Source organism: uncultured Granulicatella sp. (assembly GCF_938030755.1).
In the GTDB taxonomy this organism is placed as follows: domain Bacteria; phylum Bacillota; class Bacilli; order Lactobacillales; family Aerococcaceae; genus Granulicatella.
On sequence record NZ_CALHIF010000063.1, the window covers coordinates 20560 to 43008 of the forward strand.

Here is a 22449-nt window from a genome sequence, read left to right on the forward strand (position 1 = left end):
ATGGATCCAATATTGAAGCGATTTGGATATGACGAGTTTAGAGAAGGACAGAGAGAAGTCATTACGGCTCTTGAAGAAGGTCATGATGCGATTGCTATTTTACCAACAGGGAATGGGAAATCATTCATCTATCAATATATTGGAATAAAGGATAAATGCAGAGTGGTCATAGTTTCGCCACTGATTGCCTTAATGGTTGATCAAGTAGCTAGTTTAAAGCAGATGGGGATCTATAAAGCCGTGGCCATTACTTCCCTTATGACAGAAGCTGAAAAAAATTATATTTTAAGTACTTTAAATGAGTATCAATTTTTTTTTGTTTCTCCAGAGATGTTACAAGCACCGATGTTCTTTAAGAGAATATCAAAAATAGAAATAGGATTACTTGTTGTCGATGAGGCGCATTGTATATCGCAGTGGGGGTATGACTTTAGAAGTGATTATTTATTTATCGGAAAAATGAGAAAAAGCTTAGGAAATCCAAGAACATTGGCATTAACAGCAACTGCGACCTCTCAAGTCATTCATGATATTTATACATTTTTAAGATTAAATAAGGAAGGAACGACTTATTTTCAAGGACATACGTTTTTAAAGAATCGTGAAATTGATGTGATACCAGTTGAAGGTCTGCGCAGTAAGATGCTAAATGAATTGCTTAAGAGAGTCGATTTTCCTTGTATTGTGTATGCATCAACAATCAAAGAAATTGAAGGGTTAAAGGAATCACTTTTGGAGGAAGGATTCACAAAAATCGATACTTTCCACTCCAAGAGACATAGTGGAGATCGCCAAACGATTCAGCAGAAGTTTTTTAGAGGAGAACTCCATATTCTATTAGCAACGAGTGCATTTGGTATGGGAATTAATCAGTCAAATATTCGTACGATTATTCATTACCAACTTCCTCAAACACTCGAAGATTATGTTCAACAGATTGGTCGTGCGGGTAGAGACTTGCAATTTAGCCGTTGTATCGCCTTTGTGCATCCAGATGATTTTTCCCAAATGAGGCGTAAAATTGAACGCTCCTATGAAGTAGATGATGAGGAAGAGACGGAACTTCATCAAAATATCAAAGAGATTGCAAACGCGTTTCGTTGGAATAATGCTCAAACGAGTGAATTCATAAAGAAACAACAAACGCGTAAATTAAAGCAAGTAGGGCAGATTGAAGAATTTGCGACAACGACCTTGTGTAAAGAACAACATCTAGCTCAGTTTTTCGGAGAAAAACGGAAAGATTTGTGTGGAAAGTGTAGTAGTTGTAGACATCTTGATTTGTTTTTAATGGATATTACTTCTAAATGGAATGAAGAAGAAAATGAAAAAAAATCCTTTGAAGAGAGCTTTAAAAAATTATTTAATCTCTGATTAAATAGAGTGATTTTTAATTATTTTATGCTACAATAGAGCTAAAGTAAAAGTTTGGACCTAAGCACATAAATATGCTATATTGTTTAGTGAATTGACTGAGGATTGTATTGGGTCAAATTAGGAGGATTTTTGATGAGTGATAACTTTAATAATGATGACTTAAATAAAAATGAAGAACAACCATGGGAAAGAAAATTTGGTGAAGATGAAAACTTAAAAAACCGTCAATTTTCTCGTAGTGCAAGAAATTCTGGAGGGAAAGCAGTAGCTCCTTTATCAAATGTACTATTATTTGTATTCCTAATTGTAATTGTTGCACCAGTATTATTTATGTGGTGGTTCTCGATTGTTAATAACAGTAATCAAGTGAAACCTAGAACTGCTGATGATGTTATGCTTACCAAAACGGTTGAAACAACGACAGTAGCACCAGAAACAACAGTTGCACCAACTACAAAACAAGAAGCAACAACAACAGCTCCTGAAGCAACTACGACTGCTCCTAGACAGGCTGGAACAACACAACAAACACCTACAACAGCAGCACCACAAAATGGAAATTACGGAACATATGTGGTTAAACAAGGAGATACTTTATACCGTATTGCTGTAAATCATGGAATGGATGTTGCTACATTAAAACAAATTAATGGTTTATCAGGGGATAATATAGCTCCTGGAACAACTTTAAAAGTTAAACAATAATGATTAGTTAATTTTTAGAAGTCTGAGACGCAAGACGTTTCAGACTTTCTTTTTGAAAGGAAGAATAGAATGCAAGTTGCAATTGATGGACCAGCTTCATCTGGAAAAAGTACGATTTCAAAAATGATTGCTAAAGAAACGAATTTTCTATATTTAGATACGGGTGCGATGTATCGTGCAACAACATTGGCTTTTTTAAGAAATAATATTGCAGTAGTGGATGCTGAAGCAATCAAAGATTTATTAGAGAATTTAGTAATTAGTTTTAAAAATACGGATGAAGGTCAACTCGTTTTCTTAAATGGGGAAGATGTTACGCATGAGATTCGTAATCTTGAAGTTACAAGAAATGTATCTGAAGTTTCAGCGATTAAATCAGTAAGAGTAAAACTTGTTCAAATGCAAAGGGAAATTGCAGAAAATCACTCCATCATTATGGATGGGCGGGATATTGGAACTGTAGTACTTCCAAATGCTGAATTGAAAATTTTCTTAGTAGCTTCAGTTAAAGAACGTGCATTACGCCGTTTCAGAGAAAACCAAGAGAAGGGTATCCAATTATCTCTTGAAAAATTAGAAGAAGAAATTGCACACCGTGACTATTTAGACAGTACTCGTAAAGAGTCACCTTTGAAAAAAGCGGATGATGCAATTGAAATCGATACAACAAGCCTATCAATTCAAGAAGTTGTTTCTAAAATCACGAATCTTATCCAAGAAAAGTTAACGAATTAACCAGATTTTACACAAAAACACTAGAATTCGTTTTCATTTAGTGGTATGATTGTAAATGGATAAAAAGTTTGATTTTACACAAAAAGTAAACTTTGCGTTCGTATGAATTGTCGCTCTAGGAGGAAGTCACATGTCAGAATTACAAACAATGCAAGATGCACTAGATATCGTTAAAGATATTCAAATCGGAGATTTAGTACAAGGTGAAGTATTAACTCTACAAGATAAACAAGCCATCGTAGGAATTATCGGTGGAGGAGTTGAAGGGGTTATTCCTTTCAATGAATTATCAACATCACCAGTAGAACGTGTAGAAGACGTTTTAGCTGTGGGAGATGTCGTTGATTTAGTAGTCATCAAACAAATCAAAGATAAAGAAAATGGAAGTTTCTTACTTTCAAAAAAACGTGTAGATGCTCGTAAAGTTTGGGAAGAAATTCAAGCTAAATTCGATAACAAAGAAATCATCGAAGCTCCAGTTGTGGATGCTGTTAAAGGTGGTTTAGTAGTAGATGCAGGAGTTCGTGCTTTCGTACCAGCTTCTATGGTATCAGACCACTATGTTGATAACTTAGCTCAATTCAAAGGCCAAACATTAGCTTTTGAAATTGTTGAAATCGAACCAAGCGAAAATCGTTTAATCTTATCACGTAAAAACTTAGTTGCAGCTGAGAAGGCAGCTAAGCGTGCAGCTGTATTTGAATCAATTCAAGAAGGTTCTGTGGTGACTGGTAAAGTTGCTCGATTAACAAACTTTGGTGCATTTATCGACTTAGGTGGAGTAGACGGATTAGTTCATATTTCACAAATCTCTCACGAGCATGTTGTAAAAGCAAGCGACAAATTAGAAGTTGGTGAAGAAGTTCAAGCTAAAGTAATCTCTGTGGATCCAGAAAGTGGACGTGTATCATTATCAATTAAAGATACATTAGAAGGACCATGGGATAACATTGAAGAACGCGCAGCAGTTGGTTCTGTATTAGATGGTTTAGTAAAACGACTAACTACATTTGGAGCATTTGTTGAATTATTTCCTGGTGTAGAAGGATTAGTTCACATTTCACAAATCGCTCACCAACATATCGCAACACCACATGAAGTTCTTAAAGAAGGTCAAGAAGTACAAGTGAAAGTTCTTGAAGTTCATCCAGAACAACAACGTATTTCTTTAAGTATTAAAGCTTTACAAGAAGCTCCAAAACCTGAAAAAGAAGAAGTTGAAGAAGTGGTTGAAGAAACATACGAACTACCTGAAGAAGATGTTTCATTCTCTTTAGCAGATCGTTTAGGGGATCAACTTTCTGAACTTAAAGTCGAAGAATAACAATAAGATATAAATTAAGTGGAAATAGTCTGGACTGGTTCCAGACTATTTTTATGATAGAATTAGAGAAAAAGGAGGAATAGTATGTCAACACCAGTTATTGCCGTTGTAGGAAGACCAAACGTAGGAAAATCTACAATTTTTAACCGTATTGTCGGTGAGCGTATCTCTATCGTAGAAGATATTGCCGGAGTCACTCGTGACCGTATCTATTCTGAAGGTGAGTGGTTAGGGCACTCATTTAATATCATTGATACAGGTGGGATAGACATTACAGATGAACCCTTTATGTCAAACATCCGTATGCAAGCAGAAATTGCGATGGAAGAAGCAGATGTGATTATCTTCCTTACAAGTGTAAAAGAGGGAGTGACAACTACTGACGAACATATTGCGAAATTACTCTATCGTACAAATAAACCAGTTTTACTTGCAGTTAACAAAGTGGATAATCCAGAATTGCGTTCAGAAATTTTTGATTTTTATGCGTTAGGATTCGGCGAACCATTTCCAATCTCAGGAAGTCATGGACTAGGTCTTGGTGACTTATTAGATGCAGCTATTAATGCTTTCCCTGAAGATAAATGCGACGAAGAGGATAAGGACGTTATTAAGTTTAGTTTCATCGGACGTCCAAACGTAGGGAAATCGAGTTTAGTGAATGCGATGCTTGGAGAAGAGCGCGTTATTGTATCCAATGTTGCGGGAACCACTCGTGATGCGATTGATACGACATTTGAAGATGAAGAAGGTACCGTCTTCAAAATGATTGATACTGCAGGGATTCGTAAGAAAGGTCGTGTCTTTGAATCAACTGAAAAATATAGTGTATTACGTGCTTTAAGAGCGATTGAACGTAGTGACATTGTATGTGTAGTCTTGAATGCCGAAGAGGGTATTCAAGAACAAGATAAGAAGATTGCGGGATATGCTCATGAAGCAGGAAAAGGTGTTGTTATTTTAGTCAATAAGTGGGACACTCTTGAAAAAGATAATTCAACTTATAAAGAGTTTGAAGATAAGATTCGTCAAGAATTCTTATACTTATCTTATGCTCCAATTATTTTCGTATCTGCGAAAACAAAACAACGTCTTTCAAAAATTCCACCAATCCTAAAAGAAATTCATGAGGTTCGTTCACGTCGTATTTCATCTTCAGTACTAAACGATGTATTGATGGATGCGATTGCGATGAATCCAACTCCAACGGATAAAGGAAACCGATTGAAGATTTACTATATGACACAAGTAGCGATTCAACCGCCTACGTTTGTTACCTTTGTTAATGATGTAGAATTGATGCATTTCTCATATGAGAGGTTCTTAGAAAATAGAATTCGTTCAGCTTTCGGTTTTGAAGGGACTCCAATTCATATGATAACCCGTCAAAGAAAGTAAAAAAATTCATATCTATCTTATAAAAGACGATATAAACCATTGAAACTATTCTCTTAGAATGTTATACTTTAGAAGAAATCATAACTATTTAGATTTCCAGATTAGTTGGACCACTCAACAAAATCTGATAGAAATTCTTATTTGATGGAGGTGAAACTAAAATGGCTAACAAAGCAGAATTAGTAGATCGCGTTGCTAAAAAAACGCAATTAACAAAGAAAGATGTTTCAGCAACAGTTGAAGCTTTATTCGAAACAATTCAAGAGGCTTTAAAAGCAGGTGAAAAAGTTCAAGTTATCGGATTTGGTAACTTTGAAGTTCGCGAACGCGCTGCTCGTAAAGGACGTAACCCTCAAACAGGTAAAGAAATTAAAATCAAAGCTTCTAAAGTTCCAGCATTCAAAGCTGGTAAAGCTCTTAAAGATGCAGTTAAAAAATAATTCAATTGAACTATTTTCTTAGCATGAAGTTTTAAATGGTGTTATATTAGAGTTATCTCTATATAATGCCATTTTTTATTATATACATATTTATTAACAGTTTTTATTATATCAAGGAGAATTTATGACTACAGTAATTAAAGACATACAACAAGCTTTAGAAGAACAAGATATTGAAAAAGTATATGAATCTTATCATCGTTTTTTTGATCATTTTGACCCAGAAAAAGATCTTCAGGAGATGGCAGATTTGGCGACCTATTCTGTATCAATCGGGTTCTATGAAGAAGCAAAACGAGCTCTATTACGACTTACAGAAGTTGAACCGGATGAAGCGATTTGGACGATTTTACTAGCTGAAATTTTAGTTGCTGAAGGTGAAACAGACCAAGCGTTATCGATTCTATACGATATTCCTGAAACGGATCCAGACTATCCAAGTGTGTTGGTGGTGGAATCAGAAGCGTACCGTGAAGAAGGAGATTTTGATTTAGCAGAGAAGAAACTCCTAAAAGCAAAAGACTTGGATCCAGATGAAGCTATTATTGATTTTTACCTTGGAACATTATTATTTGAAGCGGGGAGTTTCGAACGTAGTGCATTCTTTTTAGAGCGTTTCATAAAACAAAATACTGAGGAAACTGGGGAAGAAGAACGAGCACAAGAGTTGTATGTCGAAGCCACTTTGAGAATGGGGAATAAAGAGCCACTAGAGCAATTTATTGGTGATGAGAGTATTGACGGACTCTCAAGTGATTTACTCACTCAAATGGCCTCATATGAGTCTATTGAGGGGAACTACGAAAAATCTCTTGAGTACTATATGGAACTTCTAGAACGTGAACCTGAAAATAGTGAAGTGACACTCAATGTGATTCATTGTCTATTAATTTTAAAACGTGACGTTGAAGCTAAAGAATATGCAAAGAAATGGATTTCTTTTGATGAATTGAACGATGAAGCTCATCGCATTCTTGGACAAATTGAAATCACTACAGGGAATCGACAGGAAGGGGTAAGGGAATTAAAAGAAGCCATAAACCTGAATAATGATTCCATTTTCAATGTAACAAGCTATGTTGAAGCATTGAATGAGGAAGAAGAATATGATGAAAGTATTGAGTTTCTGGAAAGCTTAGAAACAAAAGAAGATGCTGTTATACTTTACTTGTTTGCAAAAACTTATGAAGCAATGGAAAAGTACAGTGAAGCATTAACGTACTATCATAAGGCCTATGCAGCAGGGGAAAGTTCCTTAGAATTCTATGAAGATTACATTCGATTTATGATTGAAGAAGGTAGAAAGGAACAAGCAAAAATAGCATTACAAGAAGCTTTGAAATTAGATCCGTTTAATCCAGAGTTTATTCGTTATTCATTTATTTTTGAAGAATAGGAGTGGAAAAATGTTTAATCCAAGTTTAGAAGCCAAGAAAAAGTTTATTTCGTGGTTTATTTCGAACCATTCTTTAAAAAGAAGAGAATCCCTTTGGATTTTGAATTATCTTTTAAACCATGAATTATTATTAAAACAAATTCATTTTGTTGAACATGTAGAAGCAACTCCAAAAGGAATGTTATTTTCAACGATTAAACCTGCTCAAGAATCCTTCTTATTTTTTAAAGAAGGAACTTCTTTTGATAATCCAGAAGTTGCTTTTCACGATATGCGTCTTCATTGGAAAGAAGATTGTTTTGTTGAACTTGATTTTCCTAACGCATACAAAAGTATGGTAAGTTTTGGTGTGTTAGAAAAGAATCCGTATTTCATTACAGAACTTGATGAAATAGATTCTGTAACGGAAGAACTACAAACCATTCAAAAGGAAGTTCAAATCACGCAATTAAAACTAGAAATCAATGAAGCACTTGAAAAAATGGACTCAGAACTCTTTATGCAATTAACAAATCGATTAAAGGAGTTAGAAAATGAATAAATTTAATCGAAAAATTGACATTCTATCAGTTCCACTTTTTGTTGCAGCTTTACCTGTTATACAAACCTTAAAGGAAGCTGGACATGAAGCCGTATTTGTTGGAGGGTCCGTTCGAGATTTAGTGTTGGGTAAAGAAATTTCTGATGTAGATATAGCAACAAGCGCAACACCAGAAGAAGTTAAATCTTTGTTTACTCATACGGTTGATGTAGGTATTGAACATGGTACAGTACTAGTCATTTATCATCAAGATAGTTATGAGGTTACAACCTTTAGAACAGAAAGTACTTATCAAGATTTTAGACATCCAGATTCTGTTACCTTTGTTAGAAGCCTTGAAGAAGATTTAAAGCGTCGGGATTTTACAATTAATGCATTAGCCATTAATAATCAAGAAGAAATTGTAGATTATTTTGATGGACTAAAAGACTTGGAAAACTCTATCATCCGATGTGTTGGAGATCCATTAGAACGTTTCAATGAAGATGCGCTTCGAATGATGAGGGCTATACGCTTTGCAGGCCAATTAGGATTTTCAATAGAATCGAAGACGTTTAATGCTATTCGAGTTTTGAAAAGTAATTTAGAACGTGTGGCGGTGGAGCGAATGAAAGTAGAATTTGAGAAGATGATTGTTAGTTTGCATCGAAATAATGCGTTTCTAGCATTTATCGAATCGGATTTGTATCAATCCTGTCCGAATTTTACGAATTCTAGAGAAACATTGAAAGAAATTGGAGAGTTTCCAGTGAGTTCTATGTCGATTCTACAAGCATGGGTTTTATTTGGATATTATAATCAACTAAGTGTTTCTGAGCTAAAGAAAGTATTAAAAAATTGGAAATCTTCTAATGAGCAAATTTCTGAGACGTTGATGGGATATCAAACATTACTTAATCGTTTAAATAAAGAGTGGGATTCATTCATGGCATACGAATGTTCAGAAAGGATTGCTATTGAAATTGAAGGATTACTCCCTGGACTTGGAAGAACTGAAAATCATAATATTTTGGTCCAAGTGTATAAAACTCTACCTATCCATTCCATCCAAGAAATTCAGATAGATGGATTTGGCGTAAAAGAAGCATTACAGCTCGAAAAAATGGGACCTAAGATAGGAGAGGTTCTTCAAGCAGTAAAAAAGGCTATACTATCTAAGGAATTAAAAAATGAAAATCATGAAATTGTTAATTGGATAAGAAATCATTTTTCTAAAAATTAAAGCTTTAAAACCAGTTTCATTTTTTCAATTGTTAGTATTAATTCTTGAATGAAAGGCATTTCAATGGTAGAATTAATCATGTAAGCAATAATATTTTAAGGAGTGACCCTATATGAAAAAGGTTATGTCAGGTTTACGATTTGTATTTAGAAATGGAGAAACATGGACGATTAATCGCCGTTTGATTGGTGACTTATGGATTAAAAAAGTTACAACTTCATTTGGACGTATTAACGGTGGAGAATTCCAAGAAATTCACCCATGCGAATCTTTACGTATTGAAATCTTACCAGAAGCTGATCACGTAATGTCTGAAGACATTAACTTAGGTGGATTAGAATTAGGTATGTTCGAACGTGTTAAAAAATATAGCGATATTGAATTAATGGATATTTTATATTTAGATGGAAACCATCCAAAATCAGACGTAGTTGTTGAAACTGACCGCGTATATTTTCCATATAGTCCTGTAGATGAAGATGGAAATGACAACAAATTCCAAAGTTCAGTTATTGGATCTCACGGAAACTTATTTATCGTAATTGACCCAGAGAAATCTGTAGAAGATATCTATCCTGAAATTTAATCAATTTAGAAAGTCTAAGACGTTTTTGTCTTAGACTTTTTGGTCTAATTAAAACCCCCGGATTGTGAAGTGCACCCCAAAAGTTAGATTTTGTGTCTAACTTTTGGGGTGCACTTCACTAAGCCGGTGGATATTTATTTTTGATAAAAAATAAACGATAATAGACGAATATGTATTTTGTTGGTTGCAACCCTTTAAAGAAGTTAGTACACTAATATAGATGAGAATACTGAGAAAGGGGGATTGCAAATGAAGAGAAAATATGCCGTCATTGATTTAGAAACAACGGGTCCTAAATACGAGCAAGGGGACCGTATTTTTCAATTTGGGTGTACCTTGATTACTAATCATAAAATCGTTGAACATATTACTTTAAATATAAATCCCGAGCAAAGTATTCCTTTTGAAATACAGTTATTAACGGGTGTAACAAATGCTGATGTTGAAAAAGCACCTTATTTTGATGAAGTGGCAATGAATATTTTCAATCTGTTAGAAGGTCGAACTCTTGTAGCCCATAATGTTGGATTTGACGGACCTTTTATCATTACTGCTTTAAAAGAGGCTCTAGGGATTGAGTTAGAAGTTCCCTTTATAGATACTGTTCAATTGGCTCAAATTTGTTACCCGACAGCTATCAGTTATCGTTTAAGTGACTTAACAAATATGTTAAAAATTCCTCATACACAAGTTCATACAGCTGGTAGTGACGCTAAGGCAACTGCCCAATTATTTTTAAAACTTCAAGAGAAAATTCGTAGTTTTTCTAAGGTAACTCTTGAACATTTAGTTAAATTTTCGAATGAGCTTATTGGGGATACGGGAGATGTTTTTAAGGATGCCTTTAGTATTGCTAAAGGGAGGGATAGTAATACTGATTTAATAGAACATGGTTTTGTAGTATCGGAAAGGGTCTTCGAAGAAAAAAGTTCTTCCACAACTACTAAAGTTTCTGCGATTAATGCCTATAATCAATTAGTTGAAAATGAATTTTTAAAAGATAATGATTCTCAAAGAAGAATTATTAGAAAAATTCTTGAAAAATTAGAAGAAGAGGAATCCATTCATTTTATACAAGCACCACCTGGTTCAGGAAAAACGTATGCTTATCTACTTGCAGCTCTTGAAAAGGCCACTAAACAAAATCCTATTTGGATTGTTACATCAAATTTATTACTCCAGCAACAATTATATGAGGATAGTGTACTGCCATTAGTAAGCGCCTTAAAGATAAAAAATCCTATTGTGTCAATTAAGGGCCAAAGAAATTATATTGATTTAGAAGCTTTCTCTTACAAAATAAGTCAGTTAAAAAATGACAAGAGTCCAAGAGTAAGTTTGTCGGTTATGGGCTTAGTTGTTTGGATTAGTGAAACAGAAACAGGAGATTTATCAGAATGTAATCAAGTTCTATACCAATCCTCTCTTTGGAAAGATATTTGTGTGAAAGAGAATTCCAAAATGGAAAGTTTATATTGGACGAAAGCTGTTCAATCTGTTCAAAACAGCAGTATCGTAGTAACAAATCATGCCTTTTTAATTCATTATGCGTCTACAATTTCTAAAGAGGTGAAACCAATTGTTCTATTAGATGAAGTTCAACAGTTTGAACACTCGTTAGAACAATATGGAACTGTATCGATTAATTTCTCGAACTTGTTCTTATTACAACAATTATGGAGTGATTACTATCTAAACTCAATGACAAATTTTTCGAAAGAAGAGGAGCATTTGTCTAGAACAATAAACCGCAAACTTTTAGAAATTTGTGATTTATACGAAACATGGTTCGAAGAATTGGATAGAGGAAATTATTTGAAGGCATCTATAGTTTTTACAAATGAAGAATGGGTTGAAACGATTCATCATGAAATGATTCGAGCGTTCACAAAATCCATCATTCAATTAATGAATTATCTTCAAGAAAATTCAGGCAAGACGAGTTTATTTGAAAATAGCATTCAATTATTACAGGAAATAAAAGATTCCTTGCTCAGATTTCAAGAGTCCACTCATTCGTATTTTGTCATTGAGAGAAAAGATCAATATGGACAGGCAACGATAAAAGTATCGAGAGTTGACTCAGTTACTCATGTTTTTAATCATTTTAAGAAGACGATTAAGAAATTAATAGGGATTTCTGCAACAATCCCAACTTTTACTCCTTTATTTTATGATTTAAAGGCTAAAGAGAACCTTACAACTATTGACTCTAAAGTAAATTCGTCTGCCCACCATATTTTTATTCCAAATGACTTAGTTTCTGTGACTGCAGCCTCAAGTAAGCAATATCACGAACAAATCTCATATTGTATTCAGCAGATCTATGAACGTAACGAGGGAAGAATGTTAGTTTTAATGCATTCCATAGAGGCATTAATGGCAGTAGAAGATCTGATGGTTGATTATTGTAAAAGGAATAATATAGAATTACTAGCTCAAAAAGGATCTCAATTAGGTCGAAAAATTCAAAGAAGATTCCAAGAAAAGAATGATTCTATTTTATTAGGAGTATACAGTTTCTGGGAAGGCTTTGATAGTGGTGGAGTTTCCATAAACTCTTTAGTAATTACTAAATTACCATTTCCAAATCCAGTAACAACCCATCAACAAATTGTCCAATTAGAGATGAAAGAACAGAATCGTTCCTATTTTGCTCATTATTCGATTAAAATGATGCTTCTTCAACTTTATCAAGGATTAGGGCGATTTAGTCGGCCAACTCAAAAGAATGCAGAAATATGGATTTTAGATGTTCGAGCCACTATTAGCAAATATTCAGAGAAAGTAAAAAATATATTTCCAGAAAGTGCAATAGTTATCGAAAAGACTTTCAAAAAATGTTTGAATAGTGCTCACATAAAAAATAAAGATTAACTAAGTTTGGGATTATTTTATAAGGGGATGTTGGTATTTTTCCTTAGAATAGCGTATAATACCTTTATCTATGAAAGTTTGAGTTGAGGAGAGAAATTGATGAAAAGAAAATCAATGTTTATTCTATTGCTCACTTTATTTCTATTATTTTTAGCTGGCGCACAAATCTTTTTAACGAGTGTTGATCCAAAAATAAAAAAACGTAATGAAGCATTAACATTGATGGCTCCAAAAGTGGAGTTTTCAAAAGTAACAAAGTTTTACTGGTTTAATAATGATAAAACTTACTACACGATTATGGGTGAAGACACTGAAGGAAAAGCAATTTATGCGATTACTCCTGAAGAAGGGGGAGAAGTAACCATCCTTCAGCAATCTGCAGTGGTTAACGAAGAAGAGGCACGTTCCATTACGGCTCAAGCAAAACCAGATGTCGAGGTTTTAGAAGCAAGAATGGGTATTTTGAACGGAGAGCCAGTATGGGAAGTGAATTATAGAATGAATAATCAAAGAATTGGTTATTACTATATTTCGGCTCAGAATGGACAATGGATTAAAGATATTGAGAATATATAGAAATTGGTGATTTATGGTAAAAATTTCAAATAGAGTATCAAGAATCTTACCATCAGGGACTTTAGCAATGACACAAAAAGCCAGAGAATTAAAGGCAAAAGGTCGTAAGGTTATTAGTCTTTCGATTGGAGAACCAGATTTCAATACTCCAGAACAAATCACAGATGCGGCAATTACTGCTCTAAGAAGCCATGAAACGGATCACTATACTCCAGCGTTAGGATTAGATTCTTTACGACAAGCGATTTGTGATTATCATTATCGAAGAGATGGAATACGTTTAGATAAGAACCAAGTGGCCACTTTTTCAGGAGCGAAATTTGCTTTGTATTCAGTTTTCATGACTTTAGTTGACGCTGGAGATGAGGTATTAATTCCAATTCCTTATTGGGTTAGTTACGCTGAGCAAGTTCAATTGGCAGAAGGTGTCCCAGTATATGTTGAAACTAAAGAAAAAAATTTATTTAAGGTAACGATTGATTTACTAAATGAATATGTGACTGAAAAGACGAAACTCTTATTACTAAATGCGCCATCGAATCCATCCGGGCTCCTTTATACAAAAGATGAGCTATTCGCTATTGGAAATTGGGCATTAGAACACAACATTTTTGTAATAGCAGATGAAATTTATTATGAATTAGTGTATGGTGAGGATTCAATTAGTATGGCCAGCTTATCGAAGGAGATTTTTGATAACACACTTATTGTAAATGGTTTATCGAAATCTGTAGCAATGACGGGGTGGCGTTTAGGATATGTTTTTGGTCCTCAAAAAGTTATAAGAGCTTTAAATGACCTTACAAGCCATACGACTAGCAATCCTGCTGTGGTTACTCAGTATGCGGCTATTCGTGCGTTTGATGAAGATATTGAAGTCGTTAAGACGCATATGCGTGAAAAATTTCAACTAAGAATTGACTTGTTTCATCAACTTTTGAACGAAATTCAAGGAATCAAGTGTGAAAAGCCTAAAGGAGCTTTCTATTTGTTTGCAAATGTAAAAATGGCCATGCATATTGTTGGTGTTGCCTCGTCAGAAGAATTTGCTTTAAAGCTTTTAGAAGAAGCTGGAGTAGCTACTGTATCTGGGGAAAATTTTGGATGTAATGGTTCCCTTAGATTAAGTTGTGCAAATGACGAAGAGGAGTTAAGAGAAGCGGCAAATCGTATTAAAGAATTTATTGAATCATATTTGTAAAGGAAGAGGGATAATTTGAAAACTATAACAATGAATCAAGCAAAAGATTACGTTGGGCAAACGGTCAAAATTGGTGCATGGGTGACCAATAAACGTTCTAGCGGTAAAATCGCGTTCTTACAATTACGTGATGGAAAAGCTTATTTCCAAGGAATTGTAGTAAAAGCTGACGTAAGCGAAGAAACTTTTGAATTAGCAAAAGGATTAACTCAAGAAAGTTCTGTATTTGTAACAGGTGTCGTTCAAGAAGATACTCGTTCTAAATTAGGCTATGAGTTATTAGTAAAAGATATCGAATTAATCGGGGAAAGTCATGAATATCCAATCACTCCAAAAGAGCATGGGACTGACTTCTTAATGGATCACCGTCATTTATGGTTACGTTCAACAAAACAACATGCCATTATGGAAATTCGTAATGCAATTATTTATGCATCATACGAGTTCTTTGATAAAAATGGATTCATTAAATTTGATAGCCCAATTCTTTCAGGAAATGCGGCAGAAGATTCTACAGAATTATTCGAAACGGATTACTTTGGTGAACCAGCATTCTTAACACAATCTGGTCAATTATATTTAGAAGCTGGAGCAATGGCATTTGGTCGTGTATTCGACTTCGGACCTGTATTCCGTGCAGAAAAATCTAAAACTCGTCGTCACTTAACTGAGTTTTGGATGATGGATGCGGAGTATCTATACTTAACACATGACGAGTCTTTAGACTTACAAGAAGCATACGTTAAAGCGTTAATTCAAGGTGTACTAGACCGTGCACCTCATGCATTAGAAACACTTGAACGTGATATTGAATTATTGAAGAAATATATTAGCGAACCGTTCAAGCGTATCACTTACGATGAAGCGATTGATTTGTTACAAGAGCATGAAGGTGATGAAGATACGGACTACGAACATCTAGAACATGGAGATGACTTCGGTTCACCACACGAAACTTGGATTTCAAACCACTTTGGTGTTCCAACATTCGTAATCAACTATCCAACGGAAATTAAAGCTTTCTACATGAAACCTGTTCCTGGAAACGAAAGTCGTGTACTATGTGCTGACTTACTTGCTCCGGAAGGATACGGGGAAGTTATTGGGGGGAGTGAGCGTGAAACGGACTATGATAAATTATTAGACAGAATTAAATCAAATGGATTAAATCCAGATGACTACGCATTCTACTTAGATTTACGTAAATTCGGTTCAGTACCTCATTCAGGATTTGGACTTGGTTTAGAACGTATGGTAACATTTGTAGCTGGTACGAAACATATTCGTGAAGCTATCCCATTCCCACGTTTACTAAACCGTATTTACCCATAATAAAATGAATATAAAAGAGCCGCTGACATGTGTCGTTGGCTCTTTTTTAGAAGAGGGAGGAATTCCAATGGCAATAACATTCCAAGAGTACTGGATGTTCAGTGGTTCCACAATAGTGCCTAATGTATTGATACAATATTATCGTCATATACAAATAAGTGCAGATGAATGTTTGTTAATTTCTTGGTTACTACAAAGGCATTCAGAAGAATACTTCATTTTAAATGTAGAAGAAACTTGTAAAACATTTGAACTAGATGAAAAGCAATTATTTGGAATTATTCAACATTTAATGGATAGACAAGTACTAGTGATTCAACAAAGAGAAACTCACACTGAAAAAAAAGTTGATTATTACAGTTTTAAGCCTTTAATGCAACAATTAGAGATCGCATATAAGCAGCATTCCATAAAAGATAAAGATCATAAACAGTCTGATATTAACCTATTAGGTTTGATTGAACAGGAATTTGGTAGACCACTAAGTTCTTTTGAAATTCAGAATGTATCTAGTTGGATTCATCAGGATCACTATTCACAAGAGATTATTATTGCAGCATTAAAGGAATGTGTATTAAATCAGGTCTTTACGATTAAATATATGGATAAGATTCTTCTAAGTTGGCATCGAAAAGGAATAAAAAATTTACAACAACTTGCTACTGAAAAAAGTCGAATCAAAAATAATCAAGTTGAACTACAAGACAATCCAGTAGATAAAACTAAAGTACCGATGATTCATTGGACTAAAAGGTGATTTTATGTTATCGAAAGCAAAAACAATTGAAGCAGTAGAGAGAATGGAAAAATTGTTTCCTAATGCGCACTGTGAATTAAATCACGAAACACCTTTTCAACTTTTAATTGCAACGATTTTAAGTGCACAGGCTACAGATAAAGGCGTTAATAAAGTGACACCAAGGCTTTTTGCAATTTATCCCAATGCTTATGCTCTAGCAAATAGCGAAGAAGAGGTTGTCATTGAGTGTATTCAATCATTAGGATTATATCGAAACAAAGCCAGAAATATTAGAATGTGTGCTCAGCAACTCGTTGAAAGATATAATGGTGAAGTTCCACGAACAAGAGAAGAATTGGTTTTACTGGCTGGCGTAGGTCGAAAAACAGCAAATGTAGTTCTAAGTGTTGCTTTTGGTTTACCAGCTTTTGCTGTAGATACTCATGTGGAAAGAGTAAGCAAAAGATTACAGATTTGTAAACAGTCAGCATCCGTTCTTGAGGTTGAAGAAACCTTATGTAAAAAGCTACCTAAGGATAAATGGGGAAAGGCTCATCATTGGATGATTTTCTTTGGAAGATATCATTGTACGGCTAGGAGTCCGAAATGTGAAGGGTGTCCATTATTAGATCTTTGTGCATATGGTCAAAAAGAAGTTTAAAAAACCTGTTGGACATTGTCCAACAGGTTTTTTAAATGTTAAAGAAAAATCCATATAAAAATGACATTACAATTAAATACCAATGCAAGTATGTAAATTGTCTATTAACAGAAAATTCTTTTCGATAGTATATTTGATATAAAATTGGAATCAATAAAGATAATGAGAATAAAATCGTTCCCAGAACACTGAAAGAGCCTAGGTACCAGACAAAGTAGATTATTGTTCCAATTAGCCAAGAAAGACTAAATAAAACAGTACAAATTGCTACTACTGGACCATAGTGTCTTTTTCCTTCTCTAATTTCGACCAAACGTGATTTAACATGAGAAACATATAATCCAAATAAAATAAATTGGAATAATTGAATGCTAATTTCTTTAGAAACCGCTCCACTTAAAATAAACAAAGTGATGAAATTCCCCAAATAATATTTTGAAATACTATTTAAAAATGAATGATAAATATAAAACATATCATTTGTCTTCAGTTCAAACAAGTGGCCATGATTCAGAATCACCATTAAAAGCAAAAGAAGAACGATTCTTAAAGCTACATTTTGATAAAAATAGACAAGAAGTGAAAGTAGCACTATATCCGTAATGGCAATAAAAATCCATCTTTTCATTTCAGGATGGTTAGCAAATTTTCTAAATGAATTTTCTTGCAAATAAATAATGACAAAGAACAAAAACAATACTGAAAAATGAGTAAAGTGAAATTGTTGTTGCCTTATAGCAAGAAGAAGTCCGATTAAACAATATCCTAAAGGAGCTAAAATAAAATTCAGCCAAGGAGAGGTTAGTTGATGTAAGATGTTCGAAACGGACATTGACTGTGGTTCGTTGTTCATAAAAATACCTCATTCTTAATTATAGTTTAATGATATGGAATAATACTGTTCTTGTCAAGATGAGGGGATTCAAAGCTACTATTCATTACTGCAAAGCAAAATTTAAAAGAAGTTACGATAGAAGATTATTTGCAGTATCATAATCCATTTTAGATGAAAGATAATTTTCGAATTTACTGATAGAATCTATTTAACAAGTCGACATAAAATTACTTGATGAAAATAAACCATTAGCTGTAGTTAAATTTACACTGAATTTTAGTTTTATTACCGCACTTATTCTTCGTCTCTTCATTTGCAGTCATTCCTAAAGAACAAAATAACAATCATTTAATATGTAAAGTCTGGGTTTATACTTAGTTATTTATTATATTTAAAATTTGTTTTAGATGTAATTGTAAATTTTTATTATTCATTTAATTATAGTTGATTTTACTATCATTTTTTTATAAAAGTGCTATAATAGGAAAAGTTAAAAATGATATTCCCGAAAGGATGCACAATGTGTAGATGCCTTGTAACCGGAATTGAATGGGGGAAAAGAAATGGAAAAAATTTTATTTACATCGGAATCCGTAACAGAAGGACATCCCGATAAAGTCGCAGACCAAATTAGTGATGGTATTTTAGATGCCATTCTTGCTCAAGATCCAACAGCTCGTGTAGCCTGTGAGACAGTAGTAAACACTGGTTTAGTTGTTTTAGTAGGAGAAATCACTACAAGTGCGGTTGTTGATTACCAACAAGTTACTCGTGATACGATTCGTAAAATTGGATACACTGACCGCAAGTATGGATATGATGCTGATGCAGTTGCGGTGATGGTTTCTTTAGACAAGCAATCACCAGATATTGCAATGGGTGTTGACGATGCATTAGAAACTCGTGGACAATCTGAAGAGTTTGGAGCAGGGGACCAAGGATTAATGTTTGGTTATGCTACAAACGAAACGGAATCATTTATGCCACTGCCAATTGATTTAAGTCATAAATTAGCATACCAATTAGCAAAAGTTCGTAAAGAGAAACAGTTAGACTACTTAGGTCCGGATGGAAAAGTTCAAGTAACAATTGAATATACTCCAGAACATAAAGTAAAACGTATTGATACAATTGTTGTAAGTACACAACATGATGAAAAAATTTCTCAAGAGCAAATCAGAAAAGACGTACTTGAGTATGTTGTAAAACCAGTTGTACCAGCTGAATTACTTGACGATGAAACTCGTTACTTTATTAACCCAACTGGTAAATTCGTTATCGGTGGACCTGTTGGAGACTCAGGATTAACTGGACGTAAAATTATTGTGGATACTTACGGTGGTTATGCACGTCATGGTGGTGGAGCTTTCTCTGGTAAAGATTCTACAAAGGTAGATCGTTCTGCAAGCTATGCAGCACGTTATATCGCAAAAAATGTTGTTGCAGCAGGACTTGCTGATAAATGCGAAATTCAATTAGCGTATGCGATTGGAGTAGCACAACCAGTTTCGATTGCTGTAGATACATTTGGAACTAACCACGTACCAGAAGATAAAATCATTGAAGTCATTCGTAAAGAGTTCCGTTTAACTCCAAAAGGAATTATTGAAACACTAAACTTACGTAGACCTATCTATCAACAAACAGCTGCTTATGGTCATTTTGGTAGAACAGATATTGAACTTCCATGGGAACAACTGAATAAAGTAGAAGAGTTAAAAGCTTATTTTGCTTAAACGATCATGAAGAAAGCCAACCTCAATGAGGTTGGCTTTTAGTTTAAAGTAGAAAATTATCATATATGATAATTTTCTACTTTTTTTCTATGACATAACAAATCGGAGGGCAGTTGATCTGATTGATGAATTGATATTTTAACACGGACCATTCGTTTTGTGGGAGAGCTGAAATGAGTTCTTCTACTGCATCCTTTTCTTCTAACCCACCCTCATGACCGTAGTAGGAAACGATGATTATTTTTCCATTTTTCTCTAATCGTTCAAGCAAAATTTGGATGGCTCCCTGAGTAGAAGAGGGAATAGTGATGATTTTTTTATCACTTCCAGGCAAATAACCAAGATTAAAAATTGCTAATCTAACACGCTCGTCTAGTTCTAAATAGTTTGAAATATTCGCGTGGGAGTCTAAAATACAGGTCACTTTTGGGGCTAAGTCATACTTTTGTAATAATTGTCTTGTTTGTAAAATAGCTGTTTCTTGAATATCAAAAGATAAAATTTTTGAAGTCGAATCTATATGTTGTGCCAGAAAAAGAGTGTCATGTCCATTTCCTGCGGTTGCGTCGATAAATAGTCCATTTTCTAATTTTGCTGAAAGTATCATTTCGTGGCTAAAATGTTGAGCGTTCTTCAAAATAAACACCTCTTAAGTAAAATTTTACAATTTGTTACATAATTTTTACGGATATTAAGAGTATACGACGTTTTGCGTGTTCGCGCAACGTTCCCCTACACATTCAATTTTATCCTACTATAATGGATTACGAATTAGTTTTTAGATGGAGGATAAAAGGATGACAGAAACGAAACACGAAAGATATTTACGATTAAAAAAAGAAAAACAAATGAAGGCTTTAAAAGCTGCAAATAAAAATTTACAAAAGACAGTTGCTGTCGTTGGAGCAACTACGGTAGCAGGTTTAGCATTAGCGCCAAAATCTCATGCATATACTGTACCTACGAATCAAGTACAAACTCCAGCGCAACGTTTTTTAAATAAGATTATTCCTGCAGCTCAACAAGCTACAGAAGGTAAAGATGTCTATACTTCAGTAATGATCGCACAGGCAGCTCTAGAATCTGCATGGGGAACAAGTGCATTAGCTTCTGAACCAAACCATAACTTATTTGGTGTAAAAGGGAACTATAATGGTCAATCTGTCAATATGTATACTTTAGAAGATGCCGGAGCGCAAAACTACTACGGTATTCATGATAACTTTAGAAAATATCCATCATATAAAGAATCGATGGATGATTATGTAGATAAAATTGTTAATGGGATTAAAGGGGCTCCAATGTTTTATTCTGGAGCATGGAAGAGCCGTACAAATAGCTATCAAGATGCTACACGTTATTTAACGGGTCGTTATGCAACGGACACTGCGTATTATGATAAATTAAATCGTATTATTGAACAATTTGGATTGACAAAATATGATAATGGAACCGCAACTGCTATCGCAGCGTCAATTGAAGAGAAATCTTCAATTGGAGGACAATATACAGTAAAAGCAGGTGATACCTTATACGGTATCAGCCGTAAATCAGGTGTTAGTGTCAATCAATTATTGTCTTTAAATGGATTATCATTATCTTCAGTGATTCGTCCAGGACAATCTTTATCTTTAGGAAATAATACAAAACAAACTACTAATACAGTAGTATCAACTCCTGTAAATACTACATCTGTTTCAAAAGCAAATGGTACTTATACCGTAAAAGCTGGCGATACTCTCTATGGAATTAGTCGTAAATTCGGGATGAGCTTATCTCAATTAATTTCATCCAATGGAATTTCTACATCAAGTATCATTCGTCCAGGACAAACATTACGTGTAGTTGGTGGTGAAGCTTCTGCTACAGTAGTTAGAACTTCTACTTCTACAGCTCGTACAAGCGGTGGAAACTATGTTGTCCAATCGGGAGACACTTTATACAGTATCGCTCGTCGTTCAGGAATGAGTTTAAATTCATTATTAACGTTAAATAGTTTATCTCAATCATCTATCATTTATCCTGGTCAAAGTTTAACAGTGAGTCAATCAGAAGGGAACTTCTCAACTCCAGTAAGTACTAAAACAAATAACACTTCTTCAGTAGTATCAACTTCAGGGACTTATACTGTAAAAGCAGGGGATACATTATATAGTATTGCTCGTCGTTCAGGTGTTAGCTTGAATTCGTTATTATCATTAAATGGACTATCTCAATCTTCAGTAATCCGTCCTGGTCAAACACTAAACGTTTCAGGGTCTTCAAATACAACAGTTGCTACTCCAGTAAGTTCTAATAGTCAAGCTACTTCAACTTCTGGAACCTATACTGTAAAAGCAGGAGATACTTTATATCGTATTGCTCATAATCATGGAATTTCATTAAGAACATTACTTTCAGTGAATGGATTATCAGAAACTAGTACAATTCGTCCAGGTCAACAATTAGTAGTGTCGGGTTCAGCACAAGCAACTACTTCATATTCATCAACACAAACCGTTTCATCAGGCTCTCAAACTCATACAGTTAAAGCAGGAGAAGGGTTATGGCGTATTGCGAGAACTTACGGACTTTCGTTAGAACAATTAAAAGCTTTAAACGGCTTAACTTCAAATGTTATCCGAGTTGGTCAAGTGTTGAAAGTTTCAAAATAATCTGCTAGAATAATACTCACAAAAGCAGATAGAGGAATAGTAAGTTTCTTTGAAAGTTGTAGAGAGTGCATGGTTGGTGAAAATGCATCAATTCGATAAACTGAACTCGCCTTT

The 22449-nt window shown here is 34.3% G+C and carries 20 protein-coding genes, 1 riboswitch and 1 other annotated feature (1 of these 22 only partly in view); of the genes, 18 read left to right on the plus strand and 2 right to left on the minus strand.

The window, feature by feature from the left end; translation table 11 throughout:
* The 16 genes from Q0594_RS06605 (at position 1) to nth (ending at position 17110) form a co-directional block, all read left to right on the plus strand.
* Positions 1 to 1374, plus strand: coding sequence for a RecQ family ATP-dependent DNA helicase (locus Q0594_RS06605; protein WP_298730671.1), 1374 nt, complete (start codon positions 1 to 3; stop codon positions 1372 to 1374).
* 135 nt (positions 1375 to 1509) lie between these two features.
* Complete coding sequence (locus Q0594_RS06610) at positions 1510 to 2082, plus strand: LysM peptidoglycan-binding domain-containing protein (protein ID WP_298730673.1); 573 nt, start codon at positions 1510 to 1512, stop codon at positions 2080 to 2082.
* Positions 2083 to 2151: 69 nt separating this feature from the next.
* Positions 2152 to 2817: a (d)CMP kinase gene (gene cmk / locus Q0594_RS06615; protein ID WP_298730674.1), complete on the plus strand. Its 666-nt coding sequence runs from the start codon at positions 2152 to 2154 to the stop codon at positions 2815 to 2817.
* A gap of 130 nt (positions 2818 to 2947) precedes the next feature.
* A complete protein-coding gene (gene rpsA / locus Q0594_RS06620) occupies positions 2948 to 4141 on the plus strand; it encodes a 30S ribosomal protein S1 (protein ID WP_298730675.1) in 1194 nt (397 codons plus the stop codon).
* 84 nt (positions 4142 to 4225) lie between these two features.
* Entirely contained in the window at positions 4226 to 5539 is a 1314-nt protein-coding gene (der, locus tag Q0594_RS06625; protein WP_298730677.1) for a ribosome biogenesis GTPase Der, read from the plus strand.
* Positions 5540 to 5700: 161 nt separating this feature from the next.
* Positions 5701 to 5979 (plus strand): HU family DNA-binding protein, encoded by a 279-nt coding sequence (locus tag Q0594_RS06630; RefSeq protein ID WP_005605703.1) that lies wholly within the window; start codon positions 5701 to 5703, stop codon positions 5977 to 5979.
* Between the two features lie 124 nt (positions 5980 to 6103).
* Positions 6104 to 7375, plus strand: a complete 1272-nt coding sequence (locus Q0594_RS06635; RefSeq protein WP_298730679.1) for a tetratricopeptide repeat protein — start codon at positions 6104 to 6106, stop codon at positions 7373 to 7375.
* Between the two features lie 10 nt (positions 7376 to 7385).
* Positions 7386 to 7916, plus strand: coding sequence for a YpiB family protein (locus Q0594_RS06640; protein WP_298730681.1), 531 nt, complete (start codon positions 7386 to 7388; stop codon positions 7914 to 7916).
* Positions 7909 to 9138 carry a CCA tRNA nucleotidyltransferase gene (locus Q0594_RS06645; protein ID WP_298730683.1) on the plus strand — a complete coding sequence of 410 codons (1230 nt, stop codon included), beginning with the start codon at positions 7909 to 7911 and terminating at the stop codon, positions 9136 to 9138. The genes Q0594_RS06640 and Q0594_RS06645 overlap by 8 nt, the downstream gene beginning before the upstream one ends.
* Before the next feature lie 112 nt (positions 9139 to 9250).
* Positions 9251 to 9724, plus strand: a complete 474-nt coding sequence (locus tag Q0594_RS06650) for a hypothetical protein (RefSeq protein WP_298730685.1) — start codon at positions 9251 to 9253, stop codon at positions 9722 to 9724.
* 249 nt (positions 9725 to 9973) lie between these two features.
* The gene (locus tag Q0594_RS06655; protein ID WP_298730686.1) at positions 9974 to 12601 is read left to right on the plus strand and encodes an exonuclease domain-containing protein; all 2628 of its coding nucleotides are present in this window, start codon (positions 9974 to 9976) and stop codon (positions 12599 to 12601) included.
* A gap of 99 nt (positions 12602 to 12700) precedes the next feature.
* Positions 12701 to 13177 carry a DUF5590 domain-containing protein gene (locus tag Q0594_RS06660; protein WP_070445400.1) on the plus strand — a complete coding sequence of 159 codons (477 nt, stop codon included), beginning with the start codon at positions 12701 to 12703 and terminating at the stop codon, positions 13175 to 13177.
* Between the two features lie 13 nt (positions 13178 to 13190).
* Positions 13191 to 14378, plus strand: a complete 1188-nt coding sequence (locus Q0594_RS06665) for a pyridoxal phosphate-dependent aminotransferase (RefSeq protein WP_298730689.1) — start codon at positions 13191 to 13193, stop codon at positions 14376 to 14378.
* A gap of 30 nt (positions 14379 to 14408) precedes the next feature.
* Positions 14409 to 15710 carry an asparagine--tRNA ligase gene (gene asnS / locus Q0594_RS06670; protein WP_298730727.1) on the plus strand — a complete coding sequence of 434 codons (1302 nt, stop codon included), beginning with the start codon at positions 14409 to 14411 and terminating at the stop codon, positions 15708 to 15710.
* A 67-nt stretch (positions 15711 to 15777) separates the two neighbouring features.
* On the plus strand, positions 15778 to 16467 hold the full coding sequence (locus Q0594_RS06675; RefSeq protein ID WP_298730691.1) for a DnaD domain protein: 690 nt from the start codon (positions 15778 to 15780) through the stop codon (positions 16465 to 16467).
* A gap of 4 nt (positions 16468 to 16471) precedes the next feature.
* Complete coding sequence (nth, locus tag Q0594_RS06680) at positions 16472 to 17110, plus strand: endonuclease III (RefSeq protein ID WP_298730693.1); 639 nt, start codon at positions 16472 to 16474, stop codon at positions 17108 to 17110.
* A 31-nt stretch (positions 17111 to 17141) separates the two neighbouring features.
* Here the strand turns inward: nth and Q0594_RS06685 are convergent, their stop codons facing one another.
* Positions 17142 to 17963: a hypothetical protein gene (locus tag Q0594_RS06685; RefSeq protein ID WP_298730695.1), complete on the minus strand. Its 822-nt coding sequence runs from the start codon at positions 17961 to 17963 to the stop codon at positions 17142 to 17144.
* A 467-nt stretch (positions 17964 to 18430) separates the two neighbouring features.
* A riboswitch (SMK box riboswitch) is annotated at positions 18431 to 18511 on the plus strand.
* Here Q0594_RS06685 and metK point away from each other — a divergent pair.
* The gene (gene metK, locus Q0594_RS06690; protein ID WP_298730697.1) at positions 18509 to 19681 is read left to right on the plus strand and encodes a methionine adenosyltransferase; all 1173 of its coding nucleotides are present in this window, start codon (positions 18509 to 18511) and stop codon (positions 19679 to 19681) included. It overlaps the preceding riboswitch by 3 nt.
* A gap of 76 nt (positions 19682 to 19757) precedes the next feature.
* Here metK and Q0594_RS06695 read toward each other — a convergent pair whose 3' ends face one another.
* Positions 19758 to 20327: a class I SAM-dependent methyltransferase gene (locus Q0594_RS06695; RefSeq protein WP_298730700.1), complete on the minus strand. Its 570-nt coding sequence runs from the start codon at positions 20325 to 20327 to the stop codon at positions 19758 to 19760.
* A 151-nt stretch (positions 20328 to 20478) separates the two neighbouring features.
* Between Q0594_RS06695 and Q0594_RS06700 the strand changes: the two genes are divergently transcribed.
* Positions 20479 to 22335: a LysM peptidoglycan-binding domain-containing protein gene (locus Q0594_RS06700; protein ID WP_298730702.1), complete on the plus strand. Its 1857-nt coding sequence runs from the start codon at positions 20479 to 20481 to the stop codon at positions 22333 to 22335.
* Positions 22336 to 22353: 18 nt separating this feature from the next.
* Positions 22354 to 22449 (plus strand) — a binding site (T-box leader) (it continues 100 nt past the right edge of the window).

Excerpts from the sequence above, each read along its gene's own strand:
- rpsA (WP_298730675.1), top strand. The coding sequence starts at position 2,948 with ATGTCAGAATTACAAACAATGCAAGATGCACTAGATATCGTTAAAGAT.
- Q0594_RS06610 (WP_298730673.1), top strand. The coding sequence starts at position 1,510 with ATGAGTGATAACTTTAATAATGATGACTTAAATAAAAATGAAGAACAA.
- Q0594_RS06700 (WP_298730702.1), top strand. The coding sequence starts at position 20,479 with ATGACAGAAACGAAACACGAAAGATATTTACGATTAAAAAAAGAAAAA.
- Q0594_RS06645 (WP_298730683.1), top strand. The coding sequence starts at position 7,909 with ATGAATAAATTTAATCGAAAAATTGACATTCTATCAGTTCCACTTTTT.
- Q0594_RS06665 (WP_298730689.1), top strand. The coding sequence starts at position 13,191 with ATGGTAAAAATTTCAAATAGAGTATCAAGAATCTTACCATCAGGGACT.
- Q0594_RS06635 (WP_298730679.1), top strand. The coding sequence starts at position 6,104 with ATGACTACAGTAATTAAAGACATACAACAAGCTTTAGAAGAACAAGAT.
- asnS (WP_298730727.1), top strand. The coding sequence starts at position 14,409 with ATGAATCAAGCAAAAGATTACGTTGGGCAAACGGTCAAAATTGGTGCA.
- Q0594_RS06660 (WP_070445400.1), top strand. The coding sequence starts at position 12,701 with ATGAAAAGAAAATCAATGTTTATTCTATTGCTCACTTTATTTCTATTA.
- Q0594_RS06685 (WP_298730695.1), bottom strand. The coding sequence starts at position 17,963 with ATGAACAACGAACCACAGTCAATGTCCGTTTCGAACATCTTACATCAA.
- Q0594_RS06630 (WP_005605703.1), top strand. The coding sequence starts at position 5,701 with ATGGCTAACAAAGCAGAATTAGTAGATCGCGTTGCTAAAAAAACGCAA.
- Q0594_RS06655 (WP_298730686.1), top strand. The coding sequence starts at position 9,974 with ATGAAGAGAAAATATGCCGTCATTGATTTAGAAACAACGGGTCCTAAA.
- metK (WP_298730697.1), top strand. The coding sequence starts at position 18,509 with ATGGAAAAAATTTTATTTACATCGGAATCCGTAACAGAAGGACATCCC.
- Q0594_RS06605 (WP_298730671.1), top strand. The coding sequence starts at position 1 with ATGGATCCAATATTGAAGCGATTTGGATATGACGAGTTTAGAGAAGGA.
- nth (WP_298730693.1), top strand. The coding sequence starts at position 16,472 with ATGTTATCGAAAGCAAAAACAATTGAAGCAGTAGAGAGAATGGAAAAA.
- Q0594_RS06650 (WP_298730685.1), top strand. The coding sequence starts at position 9,251 with ATGAAAAAGGTTATGTCAGGTTTACGATTTGTATTTAGAAATGGAGAA.
- der (WP_298730677.1), top strand. The coding sequence starts at position 4,226 with ATGTCAACACCAGTTATTGCCGTTGTAGGAAGACCAAACGTAGGAAAA.
- Q0594_RS06640 (WP_298730681.1), top strand. The coding sequence starts at position 7,386 with ATGTTTAATCCAAGTTTAGAAGCCAAGAAAAAGTTTATTTCGTGGTTT.
- Q0594_RS06675 (WP_298730691.1), top strand. The coding sequence starts at position 15,778 with ATGGCAATAACATTCCAAGAGTACTGGATGTTCAGTGGTTCCACAATA.
- cmk (WP_298730674.1), top strand. The coding sequence starts at position 2,152 with ATGCAAGTTGCAATTGATGGACCAGCTTCATCTGGAAAAAGTACGATT.